The 16,964-nt window shown below is 68.5% G+C and carries 16 protein-coding genes; 11 read left to right on the plus strand and 5 right to left on the minus strand.

All coding sequences use genetic code 11. The annotated features are described in order from the left end of the window. The 5 genes from KF709_08075 to KF709_08095 all read left to right on the plus strand — a co-directional run bounded on the left by KF709_08075 (position 1) and on the right by KF709_08095 (position 6,775). Complete coding sequence (locus KF709_08075; GenBank protein MBX3174356.1) at positions 1 to 3,084, plus strand: efflux RND transporter permease subunit; 3,084 nt, start codon at positions 1 to 3, stop codon at positions 3,082 to 3,084. A gap of 46 nt (positions 3,085 to 3,130) precedes the next feature. Beyond that, positions 3,131 to 3,739: a histidine phosphatase family protein gene (locus tag KF709_08080; GenBank protein MBX3174357.1), complete on the plus strand. Its 609-nt coding sequence runs from the start codon at positions 3,131 to 3,133 to the stop codon at positions 3,737 to 3,739. Between the two features lie 105 nt (positions 3,740 to 3,844). Next, positions 3,845 to 4,834 (plus strand): threonine/serine dehydratase, encoded by a 990-nt coding sequence (locus tag KF709_08085; GenBank protein MBX3174358.1) that lies wholly within the window; start codon positions 3,845 to 3,847, stop codon positions 4,832 to 4,834. Then, a complete protein-coding gene (locus tag KF709_08090) occupies positions 4,834 to 5,853 on the plus strand; it encodes a protein kinase (protein MBX3174359.1) in 1,020 nt (339 codons plus the stop codon). Before KF709_08085 ends, KF709_08090 begins: the two co-directional genes overlap by 1 nt. Position 5,854: 1 nt before the next feature. Next, positions 5,855 to 6,775 (plus strand): hypothetical protein, encoded by a 921-nt coding sequence (locus KF709_08095; protein ID MBX3174360.1) that lies wholly within the window; start codon positions 5,855 to 5,857, stop codon positions 6,773 to 6,775. Positions 6,776 to 6,815: 40 nt separating this feature from the next. On the opposite strand, the gene KF709_08100 is transcribed toward KF709_08095, so the two are convergent. Beyond that, a complete protein-coding gene (locus KF709_08100) occupies positions 6,816 to 8,138 on the minus strand; it encodes a hypothetical protein (GenBank protein ID MBX3174361.1) in 1,323 nt (440 codons plus the stop codon). Positions 8,139 to 8,366: 228 nt separating this feature from the next. Between KF709_08100 and KF709_08105 the strand changes: the two genes are divergently transcribed. Both KF709_08105 and KF709_08110 read left to right on the plus strand, forming a co-directional pair. After that, complete coding sequence (locus tag KF709_08105; GenBank protein MBX3174362.1) at positions 8,367 to 9,545, plus strand: winged helix-turn-helix domain-containing protein; 1,179 nt, start codon at positions 8,367 to 8,369, stop codon at positions 9,543 to 9,545. 158 nt (positions 9,546 to 9,703) lie between these two features. Beyond that, positions 9,704 to 10,714: a hypothetical protein gene (locus tag KF709_08110; GenBank protein MBX3174363.1), complete on the plus strand. Its 1,011-nt coding sequence runs from the start codon at positions 9,704 to 9,706 to the stop codon at positions 10,712 to 10,714. A gap of 23 nt (positions 10,715 to 10,737) precedes the next feature. Here the strand turns inward: KF709_08110 and KF709_08115 are convergent, their stop codons facing one another. Next, a complete protein-coding gene (locus KF709_08115) occupies positions 10,738 to 12,303 on the minus strand; it encodes a Na+/H+ antiporter (GenBank protein ID MBX3174364.1) in 1,566 nt (521 codons plus the stop codon). A gap of 55 nt (positions 12,304 to 12,358) precedes the next feature. Further along, a complete protein-coding gene (locus KF709_08120; GenBank protein ID MBX3174365.1) occupies positions 12,359 to 13,192 on the minus strand; it encodes a TetR/AcrR family transcriptional regulator C-terminal domain-containing protein in 834 nt (277 codons plus the stop codon). A gap of 164 nt (positions 13,193 to 13,356) precedes the next feature. On the opposite strand from KF709_08120, the gene KF709_08125 reads away from it, so the two are divergent. The 3 genes from KF709_08125 to KF709_08135 are packed head-to-tail and all read left to right on the plus strand — an operon-like array spanning position 13,357 to position 15,717. After that, positions 13,357 to 13,965, plus strand: a complete 609-nt coding sequence (locus tag KF709_08125) for a hypothetical protein (protein MBX3174366.1) — start codon at positions 13,357 to 13,359, stop codon at positions 13,963 to 13,965. Between the two features lie 25 nt (positions 13,966 to 13,990). Beyond that, entirely contained in the window at positions 13,991 to 14,662 is a 672-nt protein-coding gene (locus tag KF709_08130; GenBank protein MBX3174367.1) for a DUF2306 domain-containing protein, read from the plus strand. 14 nt (positions 14,663 to 14,676) lie between these two features. After that, the gene (locus KF709_08135) at positions 14,677 to 15,717 is read left to right on the plus strand and encodes an alpha/beta hydrolase (protein MBX3174368.1); all 1,041 of its coding nucleotides are present in this window, start codon (positions 14,677 to 14,679) and stop codon (positions 15,715 to 15,717) included. Here KF709_08135 and KF709_08140 read toward each other — a convergent pair. Together KF709_08140 and KF709_08145 are read right to left on the minus strand one after the other, a co-directional pair. Next, complete coding sequence (locus KF709_08140) at positions 15,695 to 15,931, minus strand: DUF2798 domain-containing protein (GenBank protein MBX3174369.1); 237 nt, start codon at positions 15,929 to 15,931, stop codon at positions 15,695 to 15,697. The genes KF709_08135 and KF709_08140 overlap by 23 nt on opposite strands. Positions 15,932 to 15,941: 10 nt before the next feature. Continuing rightward, a complete protein-coding gene (locus KF709_08145; GenBank protein ID MBX3174370.1) occupies positions 15,942 to 16,433 on the minus strand; it encodes a DUF2938 domain-containing protein in 492 nt (163 codons plus the stop codon). An 80-nt stretch (positions 16,434 to 16,513) separates the two neighbouring features. Between KF709_08145 and KF709_08150 the strand changes: the two genes are divergently transcribed. After that, complete coding sequence (locus tag KF709_08150) at positions 16,514 to 16,924, plus strand: helix-turn-helix domain-containing protein (GenBank protein MBX3174371.1); 411 nt, start codon at positions 16,514 to 16,516, stop codon at positions 16,922 to 16,924. Positions 16,925 to 16,964 lie beyond the last annotated feature (40 nt).

Below are 16,964 nucleotides of genomic sequence, written 5' to 3' on the forward strand. Positions count from 1 at the left end.
GTGAGCCGACCGGCTGTGGTCTGGGCCGTGGCCGTGAGCATCGTGCTCGGCGGTGCGGTGTCGTTCACGCGGCTGGCCCTGGCCACGCGCACGACGGTTGAGTTGCCGCGGCTGCAGATCGCGGCATCGTGGCAGGGTGCGTCCGCAGAGCTCGTCGAGATGTACATCTCGTCGCCGATTGAGGCCGCGGTGCAGGGGGTGCGCGGTGTGCGACGCACGGAGAGCACGTCGACGGACGGCAGCTCGCGGATCACGGCGGAGCTTGACCCTGACGCGAACGTGCAGCTGACTCGGCTGGCGATCCTCGAGCGCATGGAGCTGCTGCGCGCCGATTTTCCGTTGGGATCGTCCCCGCCAGTTGTCGGGAATCTCGTGCCTCAGGACCTGGAGGAACCGCCGCTGCTCCGCGTGACGCTGCGCGGGCCCTACACGCCGGGCGCGTTGCAACGGATTGCCGATGACGTGTTCGTGCCCCGTCTAGGCGCCGTGAGCGGCGTCAGCGCGGTGGCGGTGAACGGCGGCACCGAGTTCGGCGCCAGCGTGTCCTACGATGCTCTGCTTCTCCGCCAACTTGGGGTCGAGCCTCAGGCGCTGGCGACGGCCATTCGCGAGTCGCGCGTCGTCGAGGCGCTCGGCACCGAGCGCCTCGGCGCAAGCAAGCGCGAGGTGGTGCTGCGCGACCAGCCGAACGCGCTCGAAGAGTTGAACGACCTGCCGATCCGCGGCCGCGGTGGCCGTGTGTTCCGGCTCGGAGAACTCGCGGAAGTACGGCCTGAGGAAGACACGCGAGGTGCCTTCTACCGCGTGAACGGCAACACCGCGCTGGCGCTGACCGTGACCCGTGAGGCAGGCTCCGACGCCATCAAGACGGCACAGGGAGTCCGGACCGCGCTGCAGGGGATGACGGACGAGCTGCCAGCGGGACTGCGCTGGCGCATTACGTCGGACGAGTCTGTGGAGCTCGACCGGCAGTTGACCGACCTGATTCGCCGCGGCGCGATTGCCTTCGCCACGGTGACCATCGTCCTGCTGATCGCGCTTCGCAATTGGCGCGCCGTCGCACTCGTGATGGGCTCCGCGGCAATCGCCATTGCCGGCACGGCGCTTGGACTGTTCCTGCTCAAGATCCCAGCGAACATGCTGACGCTGGCCGGTCTCGGGATGGGCATCGGCGTGCTGGTGCAGAACGGCCTGGTGATCGTTGAACGATTGCGCGGCACCGAGGACACACAGGAGGAGCGCGCGGCCGTGGCGCAGCGGATGGTGCCGGCCGTCGTCGGCGCGACGCTCACCACCGCCGTGGTGCTGTTCCCCTTCCTGTACCTGCAGGGCAATGCGCGCGCTGCGTTCTTCCCATTCGCGGCGGCGTTCACGCTGGCCTTGTTCTGCTCCGTGATCTCGGCAGTGGTGATGGTGCCGGCGCTGGCCAAGGGGCACGGGCTCAAGGAAACGCATTGGCCGCGCGCGCAGCGGGTTTACTCGTGGATGGTGAAGAAGACCATCCGCTGGCGCTGGGTGACGCTGGTGCTGGCCTTGGGTGCGATTGGCGGCCTGAGTTGGGTCTTCGTCAAGAAGATCCCGCGCTTCTCCTTCGGTGGATTCGGGCAGCAGCGCAACTTCGTCTCCGTGAGCATCAGCTTCCCGCGTGGTTCTGATCCCGCGAGCCTGGATGCCGCGATGCGCGAGATGGAGAGCGTGGTGATCGGTTGGAACGGCGTCGAGGAAGTGGTCGCGTCGAACCGCGGCTTCTTCGGCGCCGGGATGCGCGTGTCGTTCACGCGTGCGGCCGAGACCACCGCCATTCCCCTTCAGGTGCAGGAGGCGCTCACCGCGCGCGCCGTGTACGTGGGTGGCGCGAGCATCTATGTCAGCGGCCAGGGCCCGGCCTTCAGCTCCGGCGGTGGTGGCGGTTCGAGCAGCAACTTCCGCATTCGCGTGTTGGGTTACTCCTACGCAGCGGTGGCCGAGCTCGCCGAGGACATTCGCTCGCGTCTGGAGAAGATCACGCGCGTGCGGAACGCGCAGGTGACCAGCGGCAGCTTCTTCGGCGGCGAGAAGGCGTTTGCGGTGACGCTGGACCCCGACCGTGACGCCCTCGCGCGCTATGGCGTGACCGCCCAGCAGTTCACCTCTGCGGTGAACCGCGAGGTGCGCGGGCCGGTGGGTGGACAGCGCCTCGAGATCGGCGGCGAGGAGATTCCCGTCAGCGTGAAGGCGAAAGGTGCGCGCGAGCGTTCGCTTGGCGAGCTGCGCGACGCCCTCGTGCCGACGGCGCGCGGCACGCCGGCGCGCATCGCCGACCTCTCACGCGTGGACGAGCAGGAGCAGTTGGCGACCATCACGCGCGAGGACCAGCAGTACCTGCGCATCGTCGCCTACGAGTTTCGCGGGCCCAACCGGCTCGCACAGCGCACGCACGACGCCTTTATGAAGAGCATCAGCGTGCCGCCGGGCTTCACGGTGGAGGACGCGCAGTTCTTCTTCAACACGCGCGACACAAGCCAGAAGGGACTGTGGCTGGTGTTCGCCATCGGCATCACGCTGGTGATCCTCGCCGTGGCGATGGTCTTCGACTCGGCTTGGGGCGCGGCGATGGTGTTCGCGTCGTTGCCCATTGCCTTGGCCGGCGTGATCGCGGCGTTCTGGTGGGCGGACGCGGCGTTCACGCGCGAGGCGGCGGTGGGCGTGATTCTCGTGGTCGGGCTAGCCGTCAACCAGAGCATCCTGCTCGTGGACGCTGCGCTCGAGCGCAAGCGCGCGTCGTCGGCCAACCGCTTGTCGCCGGGTCGCGTGCTGCGGGCCGCGCTGGATCGGTCGGGGATGATCGTGATGGTCACGCTGACGACCATCGCGTCGCTGATCCCGCTCGCCGTGGGCACCAGCGCCACGACCCTGTTCGGCGCCATCGCGTTGGCGACGGCGGGGGGCACGATGGCCGGGACCATCGGAGCGATGCTGATTCTGCCCGCCTTGCTGGCCGGACGGCGACTACACCGCCGCCCGAAGAAGGAGAAGAAGAAGCGGAAGTGGTTCCGGCGCGGCCCGAAGACCGGTCCAGTCGAGGAATCTCCCTTCCCGGCGTAGTATCTTCCGGGCAGGTCATTCCACGCACCGTCATTCCGGAGCTTTGATGCGCATTCGTCTGCTGGGCGCTCTGTCGGCCCTCTTGCTGCTGCCCGCCCTCGTCTCCGCCCAGGAGCACGAGCACGGCGACAACAACCACGCCAAGATGGAGCACCCGGTCACGGTGGTCGTGATCGTGCGCCACGCGGAAAAGGCGGCCGCGCCGGCGAACGACCCGCCGCTCACCGAGACCGGCAAGGCCCGCGCCGAGGCGCTGGTCGCGGCGCTGGCGGGCGCCAAGGTGGGGGCCGTGCTGCACACACCGACGACCCGTACCCGTGACACCGCGATGCCGGTTGCGCGTGCCAACAACATCACGCCCGAGGTGCTGCCCTTGGGCGGCGGGGTCGCGGCGCACGCCGAGCAGGTGGCCCAGGCCGTGATGAAGCACCCTGGCAAGACGGTCGTCGTCGTGGGCCATTCCAACACGGTGATGCGCTACATCGAGGCACTGGGAGGCCCCAAGAACGCCGACCTCTGCGACCACCAGTACAACGGCATCTACACGCTGGTGATCGCCCACGGCGAGACGCGGCTGGTGGCGGGGCAGTACGGTCCCGACAACCCGGCCCCGACGCAGGCCTGCCCTGGGATGGCGGCTCCGGCAAGACAGTAGGCGCCTTCTCGTGACTAGGCCGCCGCGACGCGCTCCTGCGTCGCGGCGGCCTTCGCGTTGCGGTGGGGGGGCGCGGGGGGCAAATTCCCCCGGTAACCCCCGACGATGACCATCGCCCCCGCCCTCGACACGCTGATCTCGCTCGACGACCTGCGCAGTGCCGCGGCCACCCTGCGCGGCGTGGCGGTGCGGACCCCGTTGCTGCGCTCGGACGACCTCTCCGAGCGGCTCGGCGTCCCGGCCTACGTGAAACCCGAAGGCCTGCAGCGCGGCGGCGCGTTCAAGTTCCGCGGGGCCTACAACTATGTCGCGAATCTCTCGCCGGCTGACCGCGCCAAGGGCGTGATCACCGCGAGTTCGGGGAACCACGGCCAGGCTGTGGCGCTGGCGGCCACGCTCTTCGGCGTGCCGTCCACCATCGTGATGCCGACCACCGTGCCGCGTGCCAAGAAGGAAGGCGCCGAGCGGCTGGGGGCGCGCTGCTTCTATCACGGCATCACGACGGCCGAGCGCATCGAGAAGGCGCGCGAGCTGCAGGCCGCCGAGGGACTCACCTTCGTGCCGCCCTTTGACGATGCGACGATCATTGCGGGGCAGGGCACCTGTGGATTGGAGATTGCCGAGGACCTGCCCGAGGTGGGCACGGTGCTCGTGCCGATCGGTGGCGGTGGCTTGAGCGCCGGCGTCGCGAGCGCCATCAAGGCGATGGCGCCCAAGACGCGCGTGGTGGGCGTGGAACCCGAGGGTTCGCCCAAGTATTCCAAGGCCAAGGCTGCTGGCGAGCCCGTGCCGATCCCGGCGAATCCGAACGGATTGGCGGACGGCCTGCTCGCGGTGCAGATCGGCAGCCGCAACTTCCACCACTTGCAGGCGCATATGGACGACGTGGTCACCGTGCCTGACTCCGCACTCGCCTCGGCGATGCGCTATGCGATGGACCGGCTCAAGCTGGTGCTCGAGCCCAGCGGTGCCATCACGCTCGCCGCGCTGCTCGACGGCACGGTGACGGCACATGGCCCGACGGTCGCGGTGCTCAGCGGTGCGAATATGGAATGGGACGGCATCACGGCGCTGCTCGCTGGAGGGAAGGCCTGATGCCCACCAAGTGTCCCGCCTGCGGCACCGAGTACGGCGACGAGGCGCGCTTCTGCACCAAGGACGGGACGCGGCTCGCGGCCGGCAACACGGCGCGCGCGACGGCCATGCGCAATCCTGATGCGCCGGTAAGCGCGGCAGCCCCACCGTCCAAGACGGTGACCAGCCACGCGAACATGACGGGCCAGGTGCTCGACCGCCGCTACGCCATAGTCAAGAAGGTCGGCGAGGGCGGCATGTCATACGTGTACCTCGCGCGCGACGTCTCCAGCAACGAGCGCTACGCCATCAAGATCCTCTCGCCCACGCTGAGCAAGGACGAGAACGCGATGGCCCGCCTGCGGCGCGAAGCGGCGCTGGGCATCCGCCTGGCGCATCCGAACGTCTGCCACATCATGCGGATGGGCGAGACGGAGGACGGACTCGTCTACATCGTGATGCCGTTCGTGGAGGGCGAGATCCTCTCGGACCGCAACTATCGTGTGGGCAAGACGACGCTCGAGGACACCGCGACCTTCATCACGCAGATCGCCGACGGGCTGCATGTGGCGCACAAGCTGGGCATCGTGCACCGCGACCTGAAGCCCGAGAACATCATGATCTGCAAGAAGGCCGACGGCGTCGAGTTCGCTGTGGTGATGGACTTCGGCCTTGCGAAGGAGAAGAAGGCCGGCGGCGAGCTGCAGAAGCTCACCGCCACCGGCATCATCCTCGGCACGCCGGAGTTCATGAGTCCGGAGCAGCTGCGCGGCAAGCCGCTGGATCCGCGCACGGACATCTACTCGCTCTCGTTGATGACCTACGAGATGCTCACCGCCAAGCTGCCCTTCGAGGGCAGCAACCAGCAGGCGATGATGATCGCGCGTCTGCGGGCGGAGCCGATCCCGGCGCGCAACCGCCGGCCGGAGATTCCGGAGGCGGTGGATGCGGTGCTGCTCAAGGGCATGGCCCGCGAGGCCAACGAGCGGTATGCGACGGCGCCGGAGTTTGCCGCTGCGCTGCGCGCGGCCATCGGCTGATTTGTCGCAGCCCGGTTCGCGCATAGCTTCGGCGCGGCTGGTCTCGGCCGCGCGTGGTATCCTCGGCGCGCTGATCATCTGGGTGCCAACCGCGCTCTCGGCGCAGGCCGGGGGGCGACGCAACGCGCTCGATGGCATCGTGCCGCCGGCACCCTCGCGCGCGGACACGATGCTCGCGATGGGACGGCTCGCCGCCGCCGAGGAGGCGCTCTACGCCGCGGTGGATGCGCGGCCGCGGAGTCCGTCGCCGCGCGGGGCCTTGGCCGCGTACCTCGCCTCGCGCGGGCGATTCAAGATCGCCGAGGTGCTGTTCGATGAAGCGCAGCGCTTTGGCGCGTCGCCGCAGGCCATCCGGGCGGCGAAGGAGCGGATGGCGCCGTACCGGGCGGTTGTGGCGGACGGGCCGGCAGTGGCGATACGCGTGTCTCCGCGCGTCGGCGACCCCACGTCGATCCTGGCCTTCGTCGGCCGCTTCTCGGCGCGCGGCGATTCACTGCAGATGTTCCTTGATCTGACAGTCGAAGGTGTGCGCGTGGGTCGCCGCGCCGCCGAGCGGATGCGCGTGCGCGATGGGCGCACCTCGTTGTGGATTGGCGAGCGGCAGCTGGATGGACTCCGCGTGACCATCGACTCGCTGGACACGCCCGACGATGTGCGCGTGGGCCTGGACGTGCTCTGGCCGCTGCATCCGCAGCTGGACACGCGGACCGGCATCCTCACGCTCGGACGCGCGCCCAACGCCGCTGCCATCACCGGGCGGGTGGAGCAGATCCCGTTTGTGCTGACCTTTCCGGGCCTGCAGTTGGTGCCACGCGTCGGACAGCCGCCGGTGGCATTGGAGTCGCGCGCGGGACAGGCGCTGCTGCGCGAGTCCCGCTGGCAGGTGGATGCCGCAACGGCAACGCTGATCGTGGAGCGGTAGCCCGCGCGTCCTCGCCTGTTCACGGGAACGGCATCGCGTCTCAGCGCGCAGGGTATCCGTCTGGGCGATACGCGATTGTCAGCTCCGTCCTGCCGCCCACAGCCACCGGTCGTCCTTGCACGTCAAAGTAAGCCCGATGGACCGGGCGATGGCGCTCGTCGAATCGTGTACGAATGACTGCCACGCCGTTGTCGCTGCGATTGACGGGACGGCCCGCACGGTCGAGGTACGCGAGCTCGACGAGATCTCCAGCAGCGTCGTAGCGTTCCTCCGTGCGGTGATATCCGCGCTCGCGGTGCAGCGTCGGCCTGCCGTCGGCCGCGAAGTATGCGAGCCCCAGGCGCCGAAGACCGCTCGCGTCCCAGCGAAAAACGTAGCCGCTGTATCCCGTCTCAGAGTTGACGATTCGCTGGCCACTGGAGTCGTGATTGAATCGCGAGAGCATGTTGCCGAAACGATCGAAGGTCGCGAGCGACCGCGTGAAGCCGTAAGCGTTGGACATCGAGGCGCCGTTCCGATCACGGTAGTGCTCGGAGAACTCGAATCCGCTTGCACTAAACTCGCGAATGCCCCGAGCCACACGAGGGCCGTTCCCTTCCGCGCGGGCCTCGCGCCCGTCGTAGACGTTCCAGGCGAGCATCTGCCCGTCAGCCGCGAACTCCAGCTTGTCCTGGGCCGCGTGCATCGTGTTCTCCACGAGCCGGCCCTGCGCGTCGATGTTTTCCATCAGCGCGAGGTAGCCTGCCGGCCCGAAGTGCAGCCGCAGCCGGAAGAACGGGAAGCCCGGCCGGATGGGCGCCGCTGCGCCGGCGGCATCGAAACGCTCTTCGATCACGGTACCGTCCTTCTCGATGCTCCACTCGTATCGCGCGACGCCCCAGCCGTTCTGGATTGGCGCACCGTCCGCGTCGTGGAATGTCAGCGAGCGCCGATACCCCAGGGAGTCGAGCGTGAAACGCTCCTCCGCCACGTTGCCCTTTGTGTATATCGGGTTGCCGTGCGCGTCACGGAAGCGCCGGGTCTCGACGCCCTCGGCGTAGCAGATCTCGGTGACCGGTGCCTCGGAGAGTGCGTTGCCGGTGTGGTCCGGTGCCCGGGGGATGTCGCCGAGCCCGAAGACGACGCGAGCAAGTCGGCGATCGGCGCCGTACTCCAGGCGAAAGTGGTTCCGGCGACTCGCCTCCTCTGCCGTCATTCGGTGCACGCCGACGACGTCCTCGAACGGGGACTCGACGAACGAGAGTGCGGCAAAGTAGTCCGTCCACACCGCGGGGGCGGGACGGCAGTCGGGCAGTGGCGCCTGTGAGACGGCAACGGAGGGGACCAGCAGGGCGGAAAGGACGATAAGTTGCGGACGTGGCACGGCGAGGAGGGATATGGGTGTCCTGGATGAGTGGCGTGCCCGGGCCGCTGGGACGCCGCCGACGCGCCGCAGGATCCACGATTCGGGACCGGTCCTCAAGGGAGCGAAGGTGACGCAAGGTGACGCAGCGTGATTGACGGGCGAGCGGACCGCTCTCGCGACACAATTCGGCTGCATCGGCTCACAAGAACGCTTGTCGGCCCGGCGGGCCGAGAGTCCATTCTGCCGGTGCTCAGCCTGCGTCTGCTGGATGCGCTGGCCCAGGATGCGCCGCAGTTCGTGGAGTCGGCCACGCTCATCGCGCGGGTGTGGCCTGACCAGCACATCTCCGCCGATGCGCTGAAGCAGCGTGTTCGGCAGCTGCGCGGGACGCTGGCGGAGGTCGGCTACGAGCCGCGGCTCATCGACTCGGCGAGGGGTGAGGGCTACGCGTTGCTCGCGGCGCTCGAGGACTTCGTTCCGGGTGCGCCGGCGGCGGTCAATCCAGAGCGAACGCCGAGCCTTCAGTCCGACGGGCTGACATCGCGGCGCACAGCAGTGTGGGTCGGCCTTGCCCTTGGCGCGGCAGCGCTGGCGCTGTGGGTGTTGTCGCCGCGTCAGTCAGCGGACATGCGCGACGGAAGACTCGGCCCGACGCCGGTAAGAATCGCGTACGATTCGTCCGCCGAGCGCGCCGCGAGCCCCGCCGTCTTCCGCGGCGCGGCACGTCTGCCCGACGTGCTGCTTGTGGCGGCGTCCGCGGGGACCGCCTGCAACGATGTCGCGCGTGCGCATCTGTGCCTGCGCGTAGTGGCCGGAGACAGTGGGGGGGCGGAACCGACAAACGCTGCGGCAGCGTTCGGTGGCGCGCCGCGCGTGCTGGAGCTCTTGCAGGTCGAAAGCGGAGCGGTGCTGTTGCGGTCCGACCTTCTCCGCGCGGCCGACCCCGACACTGCAGTCTTCGTACTGCAGCTTGCCCAGTTCGCGACCCCTGGCGTGATGCGCTGGCTTGGCGGTCGGACGGGAGCGGGTGATCGCGAGTTCAGTGCATACCGCGAGGGCGTGCGGCTCCTCGGTACCTGCGGTGGCGCCACTCCCGCACAAGACCTGCAGCGAGTGATGGATGCATCGCGGCGGGCACCGAACTTCCTCGCCCTCCGGGCACTCGCTCTGTTGCTCGCCGTCGAGGACGCCCTGGCGCGCGACGACACTGCGGCGCTGGTGCCGCTGCGCGACGACGCCGAGGAGCTCTTGCGTGCGGATGGCCAGCTTGCGCTCGCCCATGTGGCACTCGCACGATCACTCAGCGCGAGCCACTCGGACGTCGCGGAGCACGTCGCACGGGCGCTGCGGCTCCAGCCGATCCTGTCGGCGTTTTCCGGAGCCCAGAGTGTCCCTCGTCTTGTGGCTGCTCAAGACTGCGACTGAGGCAACGGCTTCTCAGCTGGACGACGGGAACGCCTAAGTCCGACCAGATTGCCGCTCTCTGCCCCGACCGGCAGATTGAGTGAACCTCGGGCCGCCGTTGATCGAAGGCAAGGTCGGCCTCGCAGCGCCTCGCTTCTTTCTCCGATTCTCGGGTGCAGATGTCTGACCCGCTCCGAAACATCCGCCACAACGAAGTCGAAGACGACCTCGGCCTCGGCCGCGTCGTCGCCAACACCGTCCGCGGTCGTTTCATCAATCGCGACGGCTCGCCGGCCTCGCACAAGTTCGGGCTCGGCGGCCAACGCGCCGAACGCTTCTACCTGCACGCGCTGAACACACGCTGGCCCAAGTTCCTCGGCTGGCTCGTAGGGTCGCTGCTGCTGATCAACGGAATCTTTGCGCTGGCGTTCCGCTCCCTCGCGCCCGATGCCATCGGTGGTGCCGAGGCGCTGGGACTGTCGGACCCCTTCCTGCGGGCCCTTGTGTTCTCGGTGGGCATCTTCACCCGCGCGGGCACCGGCCCGATGCACGCCGTGGGCGACACGGCGAACTGGTTGGCCATCGCGGTGTCGATTGTCGGCATCATCTATCTGATTGGCGCCGCGGGCTTGATCATCGCGCGGCTCACGCGGCCGCGGATGTTGATCGAGTTCAGCGAGTCCGCCATCGTCGCGCCGTACGAAGGTGGGCGCGGACTGATGTTCCGGATGGTCAACGCGCGCCCGGGCGAGCTCAGTGACGTGCGCGTCCGCGTGATGCTGGTGTTCTTCGAGACGGTAAATGGCGTGCGTGAACGTGACTTCCGCCTGCTGGAACTCGAGCGCGATTCCGTGGAACTGTTCAACCTGCACTGGACCGTGGTGCATCCCATCACCGCAAGCAGCCCGCTCAAAGGCGTGACGCCCGAGCAGCTGCGCGAGATGGAAGCCGAGGTGGTGATCTCGGTCAATGCGCACGAGGACACGTTCTCCACCCGCGTGCGGCAGCGGACGTCCTACCTATGGGATGAAGTGCGTTGGGACGTGAAGTTTGCGAGCATCTTCACCAACGCGGCGGACGGTATTGTCGCCATCGATGTGGAGCGCCTCAGCCGCACCGAGCCGACGGGCGAGGGCAGCACTTCTCGCCCGGCGGCGCTGGAGGGCGGTGCACCCCTCAAGGTCTCGTAGGCCTCAGGGGCCTGGCGGAACGGTCAGGGAGACTCGCTGGCCCCGGCGCGAATCTCATCGAGATCCAGCTCGCGTTCGAGCGTCAGCAGCACCTCGTCGCCGATGGCGCCTTCATTCCGCAGGCGCACCAACATCCGTCGCTGTGCGGCGATCATTCCGAGGCGCAGGCGTCCGCGGCCTTCCGCCGTGCCACCGCCGCGCTCAGCCTCGCGATGCCGCTCGCCAAGCTCCATGCGCAACCAATCCACGTCGTTGCGATCGATGCCCGGCTCCCGCGCCTGGTCCTCCAACGCCTCAGCCGCCCGTCGTGCCATCTCCCGACGCGCCAGCAGCTCCTCCGCGTGATGGCCGTGCTCCGGCTCGAACTTCATCCAGCGGATGATGGGCGCCAGCGAGAATCCCTGTACCGCGAGCGTCAGCACGATCACCACCATCGTGATGACGATGATCTCAGAGCGGTAGGGAAACGGCGATCCGTCAGCCAGCGCAAACGGGAGTGCCAAAGCCGTGGCGAGAGACACGATGCCGCGCATCGCCGTCCACGACACCAATGCGACCGGCTTCCACTGCGGCGCCGGCTCACGGCGGCGTAGGTCTCGGTCCATCCAGCGAGGCAGATACGTCGCGACGGGAACCCACACCAGCCGCACCGCCATCATCACGACGCCGATCAGCAGACCGGCCAATGCAACCGTGCCTAGTGACTCCGGCGGCACCTGTGCCACGATCTCGCCGAACTGTGCGCCGAGGATCAGGAAGATCAGGGCATTGAGCAGGAAGATGAACAGGTCCCAGACCGCGCGGGCTTCGATGCGCGAGATCGGGCCGACGACAGTTGAGAGGTGCTGCCGCACGTAGAGGCCGCCCGCCACGCTGGCGAGTACGGCCGACACGTGCACCGTCTCGGCCGCCACCCAGGCGATGTACGGGCCCGCCAGCGTCGCCAGCGTCTCGGCCAGCGCGTCTTTGGTGCGTGCGAGCGTCCAAATGATCAGCCAACCCACGGCGAGGCCGATCATCGTGCCCACGCCCGCGTCGATGAAGAAGCGCACGACCGACTCGCCCCAGCTGAACACGCCGGTGACGGCCGCGGCCACCGCGGTGCGGTAGAGCACGAGCGCGCTGGCATCGTTGACCAGCGACTCGCCCTCGAGGATCACGATCACGCGGCGAGGGACGGGCAGGCGGCTCACGATTGCTGCGGCCGCCACCGCGTCCGGCGGGGAGACGATCGCGCCGAGCGCCACTGCGACGGCCCAGGGGATGCCCGGGAGGAGTTGCTTGGCCACGACCGCGACGATGACCGTGGTCGCCAGCACCAATCCGACCGCGAGCAGCGAGATGGGTCGGATGTTCGCGCGAAACTCGCGCAGCGAGGTGAAGAAGGCCGCAGCCCAGAGGATGGGCGGCAGGAAGATGAAGAAGACGACGTGCGGATCTAGGTGCGGGACCGTCACGCCAGGGAGCAGCCCGATCAGCGCGCCCGCGGCGACCTGGACGATGGGAGTCGGGATCGGCAGGCGCCGCGCCAGCGCCGTGAGGGCGATGACCAGCGCGATGGTGGCGAGGGCGGGGAGCAGGGCCGGCATTGTCGGGAGAATCTACGCCCAGCGCCGGCACCTTCGACAACGCGGCGGCCGCGTCTCAGTCCTTTACGACGCGATGTACGTAGGCCTCGATGCCGTCAAGCACGCGCTGCAGGCCCCAATCAAAGCCTTCCTCCAGCGACCGCGGTTGCCCATCCGACGGCGCCGTGATGATCGCCGCGAAGTGCGTGAAGCGTGGGTCCCCGATCGAGCGACCGAGGTCCGCGCCCACGCCCGCCGCCCACTCGGCGTCCGTCACGCCACGCGCCCGTGCGCGAGCCAGCGACACCGCCGTGTCCGAAGCGCCGCGCGTGTAGCCGTCCACCACGCTCAATGCACCACCAATGTCCTGCGCGCGAAGCCCAGTGCGGGAGAGCGAATCGCTGATCGCCTCAAGCCACAGCAGCCAATTGGGCCCGTGCGGTGCAGCGACGAACGGCAACTCGGCGAGCCATGGCCTGGCACAGAGCGATGCGCGCTTGGCGTGCGCCCATAGCGCGACCTCGCTGCGCCAGTCCGCGCGCGGCTCGTCGAAACGCGGCGGCTGGCCCGTGCCGGCGTCGATCACGGCGTCCAGCAGCGTCTCCTTGTTGGGGAAGTAGCGATAGAGCGCCATCGTGGTGTAGCCGAGCCGGCTCGCCACGGCGTTCATCGTGACGGCCGAGAGCCCATCGGCATCGGCGATCTCCATAGCGGCCTCCACCACGTCGTCCGGCGTCACGGCGGCCTTCGGGCCACGGGTCCCCGGCGTGCGGTCCTCCCAGAGCAGCTGGCTACGACGCCGGAGCTCCGGGTCGATGCGGTTGGATGCTTCCATAACGTCGTCGTGCGTGAGTTCCCGCTTGCCGGTGTGCTTTCGGGCCTTTCCGGCCGCCCGCTTCTTTGCCGCCATCGCCCCTCCAGGGTCCCCAGGCCTTGACAGCCTAGAAACTGTGTATATCGTACACTCGTACTGTGTATGTAGTACACTAATTCAATCGCATCGAAAAAGAAAGGTGCGCGCCAGTCCAATCGCTTGCGCCGCCCACCACACACCCCCGTACCGAGGATATCGCCGTGACCAGTATCGCCCGCAGCATCCAGTTGGCCTTCCGCACGATGACTACGCTGCTCGTGTTCGCCCTTCCCGCCGCGGCCCAAACCGAGGCCCCGCGTCATTGGGAGGCCCGCATCACGAGCGGCTCGATGATGCCGGTCGGCGAGTTGCAGCAGTCGTTGCGCTCGGCGCCGCTGACGGCTGCGCAGGTCTCGTGGTCCCCGCGCCCCCAGCTTGCGGTGACGGGAACGCTGGGCTGGGCGCGCAGCCGGGACCTCCTCACGCTTGGGAGCCCGAAGGTGGATGCCATCACGCTCGATCTGGGCGTCGAGCTTCGGTCGCGTCCTCGGGCGCTCGGGCGCCGGAGCAGCATTGATGGATTCGCGGGCCTTGGCGCTGGGCTGCGCCGCTACGATTCCCGCGCCGTGGGTAGCGACGCCTCGCGGCACGCGGCCGCGTACGCCGCGGTGGGCAGCGAGCTTGTGTATCGCCGTGTGGGTCTGCGGCTCGAGCTGCGCGAATACGTCGGCGGATTCCGTCCGCTCAACGGCGCGGGCAGTCAGATGCTGGCCAACGATGTGGTGGTGATGACCGCGCTCCGCATTGTCCGTCGTGCGCCCCAGCGCTAGCCCTCAACCCAACCGGACGACTTCAATGACCCGCAAGGACTATCTGATTCCGGCTGGCCTGATCCTGCTGAGCCTGGTGCCGAGCGTTGCCGGCACGGCGCGCTTGGTGGAGATGGCCGGCGATCCCCTGGTGACCGAGCAGAACGCGCGCTTCCTCGCGTCTCCGTTGCCCATCCTGCTGCACATCCCGGCGGTCGTGCTCTATAGCATCGTCGGTGCGTTCCAGTTCTCGCCTGGGCTGCGTCGTCAGAAGCGTGGCTGGCATCGCGCCAGCGGTCGCCTGATGTTGCCGATGGGTATCGTCGCCGCACTGACTGGCCTGTGGATGGCGCACTTCTACGCCTGGCCTGCTGGCGACGGCTATATGGTGTACGGCGAGCGCCTGATCGTGGGCACCGCGATGCTAGCCTCACTGGTGCTCGGCGCCGACGCCATCCGCCGTCGTGACTTCAAGGCGCACGGCGACTGGATGATCCGTGCCTACGCGCTCGGGCTTGGCGCCGGCACGCAGGTGCTGACGCATCTGCCGTGGTTCATCCTGATGGAAGGCTGGCCCAGCGAGGGCCCACGTGGCGTGATGATGGGCGGCGCTTGGCTTCTGAATGCGCTTGTGGCTGAGTCGATCATCCGGAAGTCGCGGGTGCCGCAGCCGCGCCCGGTGGCGATGGCGCCGCTGACGTCGCCCGCTGCGGCCTGACGAGAGCCACCTATATGAAGATCAAGCGGTGGATCCGGCGTGCGTTGGTTGCGACGGTGGGATTGGTCCTTGGTGTCGTAGCGGTGGCATATGGGACGGCCGTGGGCGCGAGCGCGCCGGTCGGGTTCCAGGTCATTCGCGCCGCCAGCGACAGCGGACGGTCGTTCGCGGTGGGGGTGTGGTATCCGACCACCGCGCGTGCGTGGCCCACGACGCAGGTTGGCGCCGTGTTGATGAACGTGGCACGCAATGCGGCTGTGCAGGGCCAGGCGCTGCCGCTGGTGGTGATCTCGCACGGCAACGGTGGCGGTCCAACGCGCCACGCCGACCTGGCGATGGCACTGGCCGCGGCGGGCTACGTCGTGGCCGCCCCGATGCACAGAGGCGACAACTTCCTCGATCAAGGGCGCGCGGGTGAGGCGACACTGTTCCACGAGCGCGTGGCAGAGCTGCGGGCGACCATTGACGCGATGACCGTGCAGTGGCCGGATCGCGCGCGCCTCGATACCTCGCGCGTGGCGGCCTTCGGCTTCTCGGCTGGCGGCTTCACGGTCCTCGCCGCAGCCGGAGCGCAGCCAAACCTGGGCCAACTAGCGGCACACTGCGCAGCTGCGCCGGAGTTCGTGTGCCGCGTGCTCCGGGAGACGGGGTCCGCCCTTCTGCGCTCCGACACGTCTGTGGCGCTTCCGCGCTTCGAGCGGGACCCACGGATCCGTGCCATCATCGTGGCCGCCCCGGGCCTCGGCTTCACGATGGACTCGGCGGCGCTGTCCGGCGTGACGGTGCCGTTGCAGCTGTGGAACGGTGAGGCCGACGGCGTCGTGCCCTACGCGACGAACGCCCGGCGAATCCGTGAAGTGTTGGGGATGGGCGTTGACTTCCGCTCCGTGGCTGGCGCGGGTCATCCGTCGTTTCTCGTGCCCTGCGGCCTGCTGCGGCCGTCGGGGCTCTGTAGCGACCCCGACGGCTTCGACCGCCGCGCGTTCCACGCAACCATGAACGCGGCGGCGATCAGCTTCCTCGACACACGACTCAAGCGGCGGCGTTCGCCGTAAGGCCGGCGACGACTCGTCGCACGGCAGGCGCGACGACCGCTACCGTCGGGAAGGCCACTGGCCAGGTCGTGAGGCAGCTCCGCAACCAGGCGGCCGGGATGCCGCCGTGCCAGCCCTGATTGAGCAGGAGCACGAAGGCCGAGACAATCGAGACCATGATGGCTGAGAGCAGGGCGCTGAAGAGGATGGGGGCGTAACGCGGATGGATGTGCACGGTGACTCCGTTAGATGGGATTGCTGAGTTGGATGATCCACCCGGCGACGTACAATCCCGCGCCGTAGACCAGGTGGGTGATGAGACTTTGTAGCCGTGTGGCCGTGGGGTTCGGCGTACGGGCGCCGGCAATGCCGGCGCCCATCGCCGGCTGCATCACGAGGAGCGGTGCGACGACCGTGACCAGGCCGACAAGGAGCGCCGGCCCCACGGTCGGCCGCGCCAGCCACGCCGGGCCGGCCCACACCACGAGCAGGGTCGCGAAGCCGATGCCGATGCCGTAGTGGGCACACCAGCCAAGCAGGTGCTCCCAAGGAAGTGGCGCTGCGGCCTTGATCGACGCGTGGCGAAAACGACCGCGCGGCATGTAGGCGAACCAGCGGCCGATCAGGCGGTAGTCGGCACGCGGAAAGCCGAACAGCGGCTGCCGCGCGACGCCCCAGACGTCCATCGCTGCCGTAGCGATGATGCCGACGGCGAGTGTGCGCAGGGTGAGGTCCAAGGAATGCTCCAGGGCTGGCGGGTGAAGTGCGAGGATGGCAGTCTAGACGTTGAAGTGGACTTGAGGTCAAGGGGGGCTCGATGGACATCGGCGAAGTCGTGGAGCAGTCCGGGGTCAGCGCATCGGCGCTGCGCTACTACGAGGCGCAGGGCCTGATTCGCTCCGTAGGGCGAGCGGGAGCGCGGCGACAGTTCGCGCCCGATGTGCTCGATCGGCTGTCATTGTTGGCCTTGGGCCAGATGGCTGGGCTGTCACTCAAGGAGATCGCGGCGATGCTGCCGTTGGATGCGCCGCCGCGGGTGGACCGCGAGCTGCTCTCGCGCCGTGCGGACGAGCTGGACCATCGGATCCGGCAGCTGACGGCGATGCGCAACGGCCTGCGGCACGCGGCCGTGTGTCGAGCACCCGACCACCTGCAGTGCCCGACGTTCAGGCGATTGGTGCGAGTCGCCATGCGTGGTCGGGGAGGGACACGGCGCCGGCGCGGCTGAGGAAACGGCCAGCGCCGTCCCGCGCGCTTCGGCGTATCAT

It is taken from the genome of Gemmatimonadaceae bacterium (genome assembly GCA_019637445.1).
In the GTDB taxonomy this organism is placed as follows: Bacteria; Gemmatimonadota; Gemmatimonadetes; order Gemmatimonadales; family Gemmatimonadaceae; genus Pseudogemmatithrix.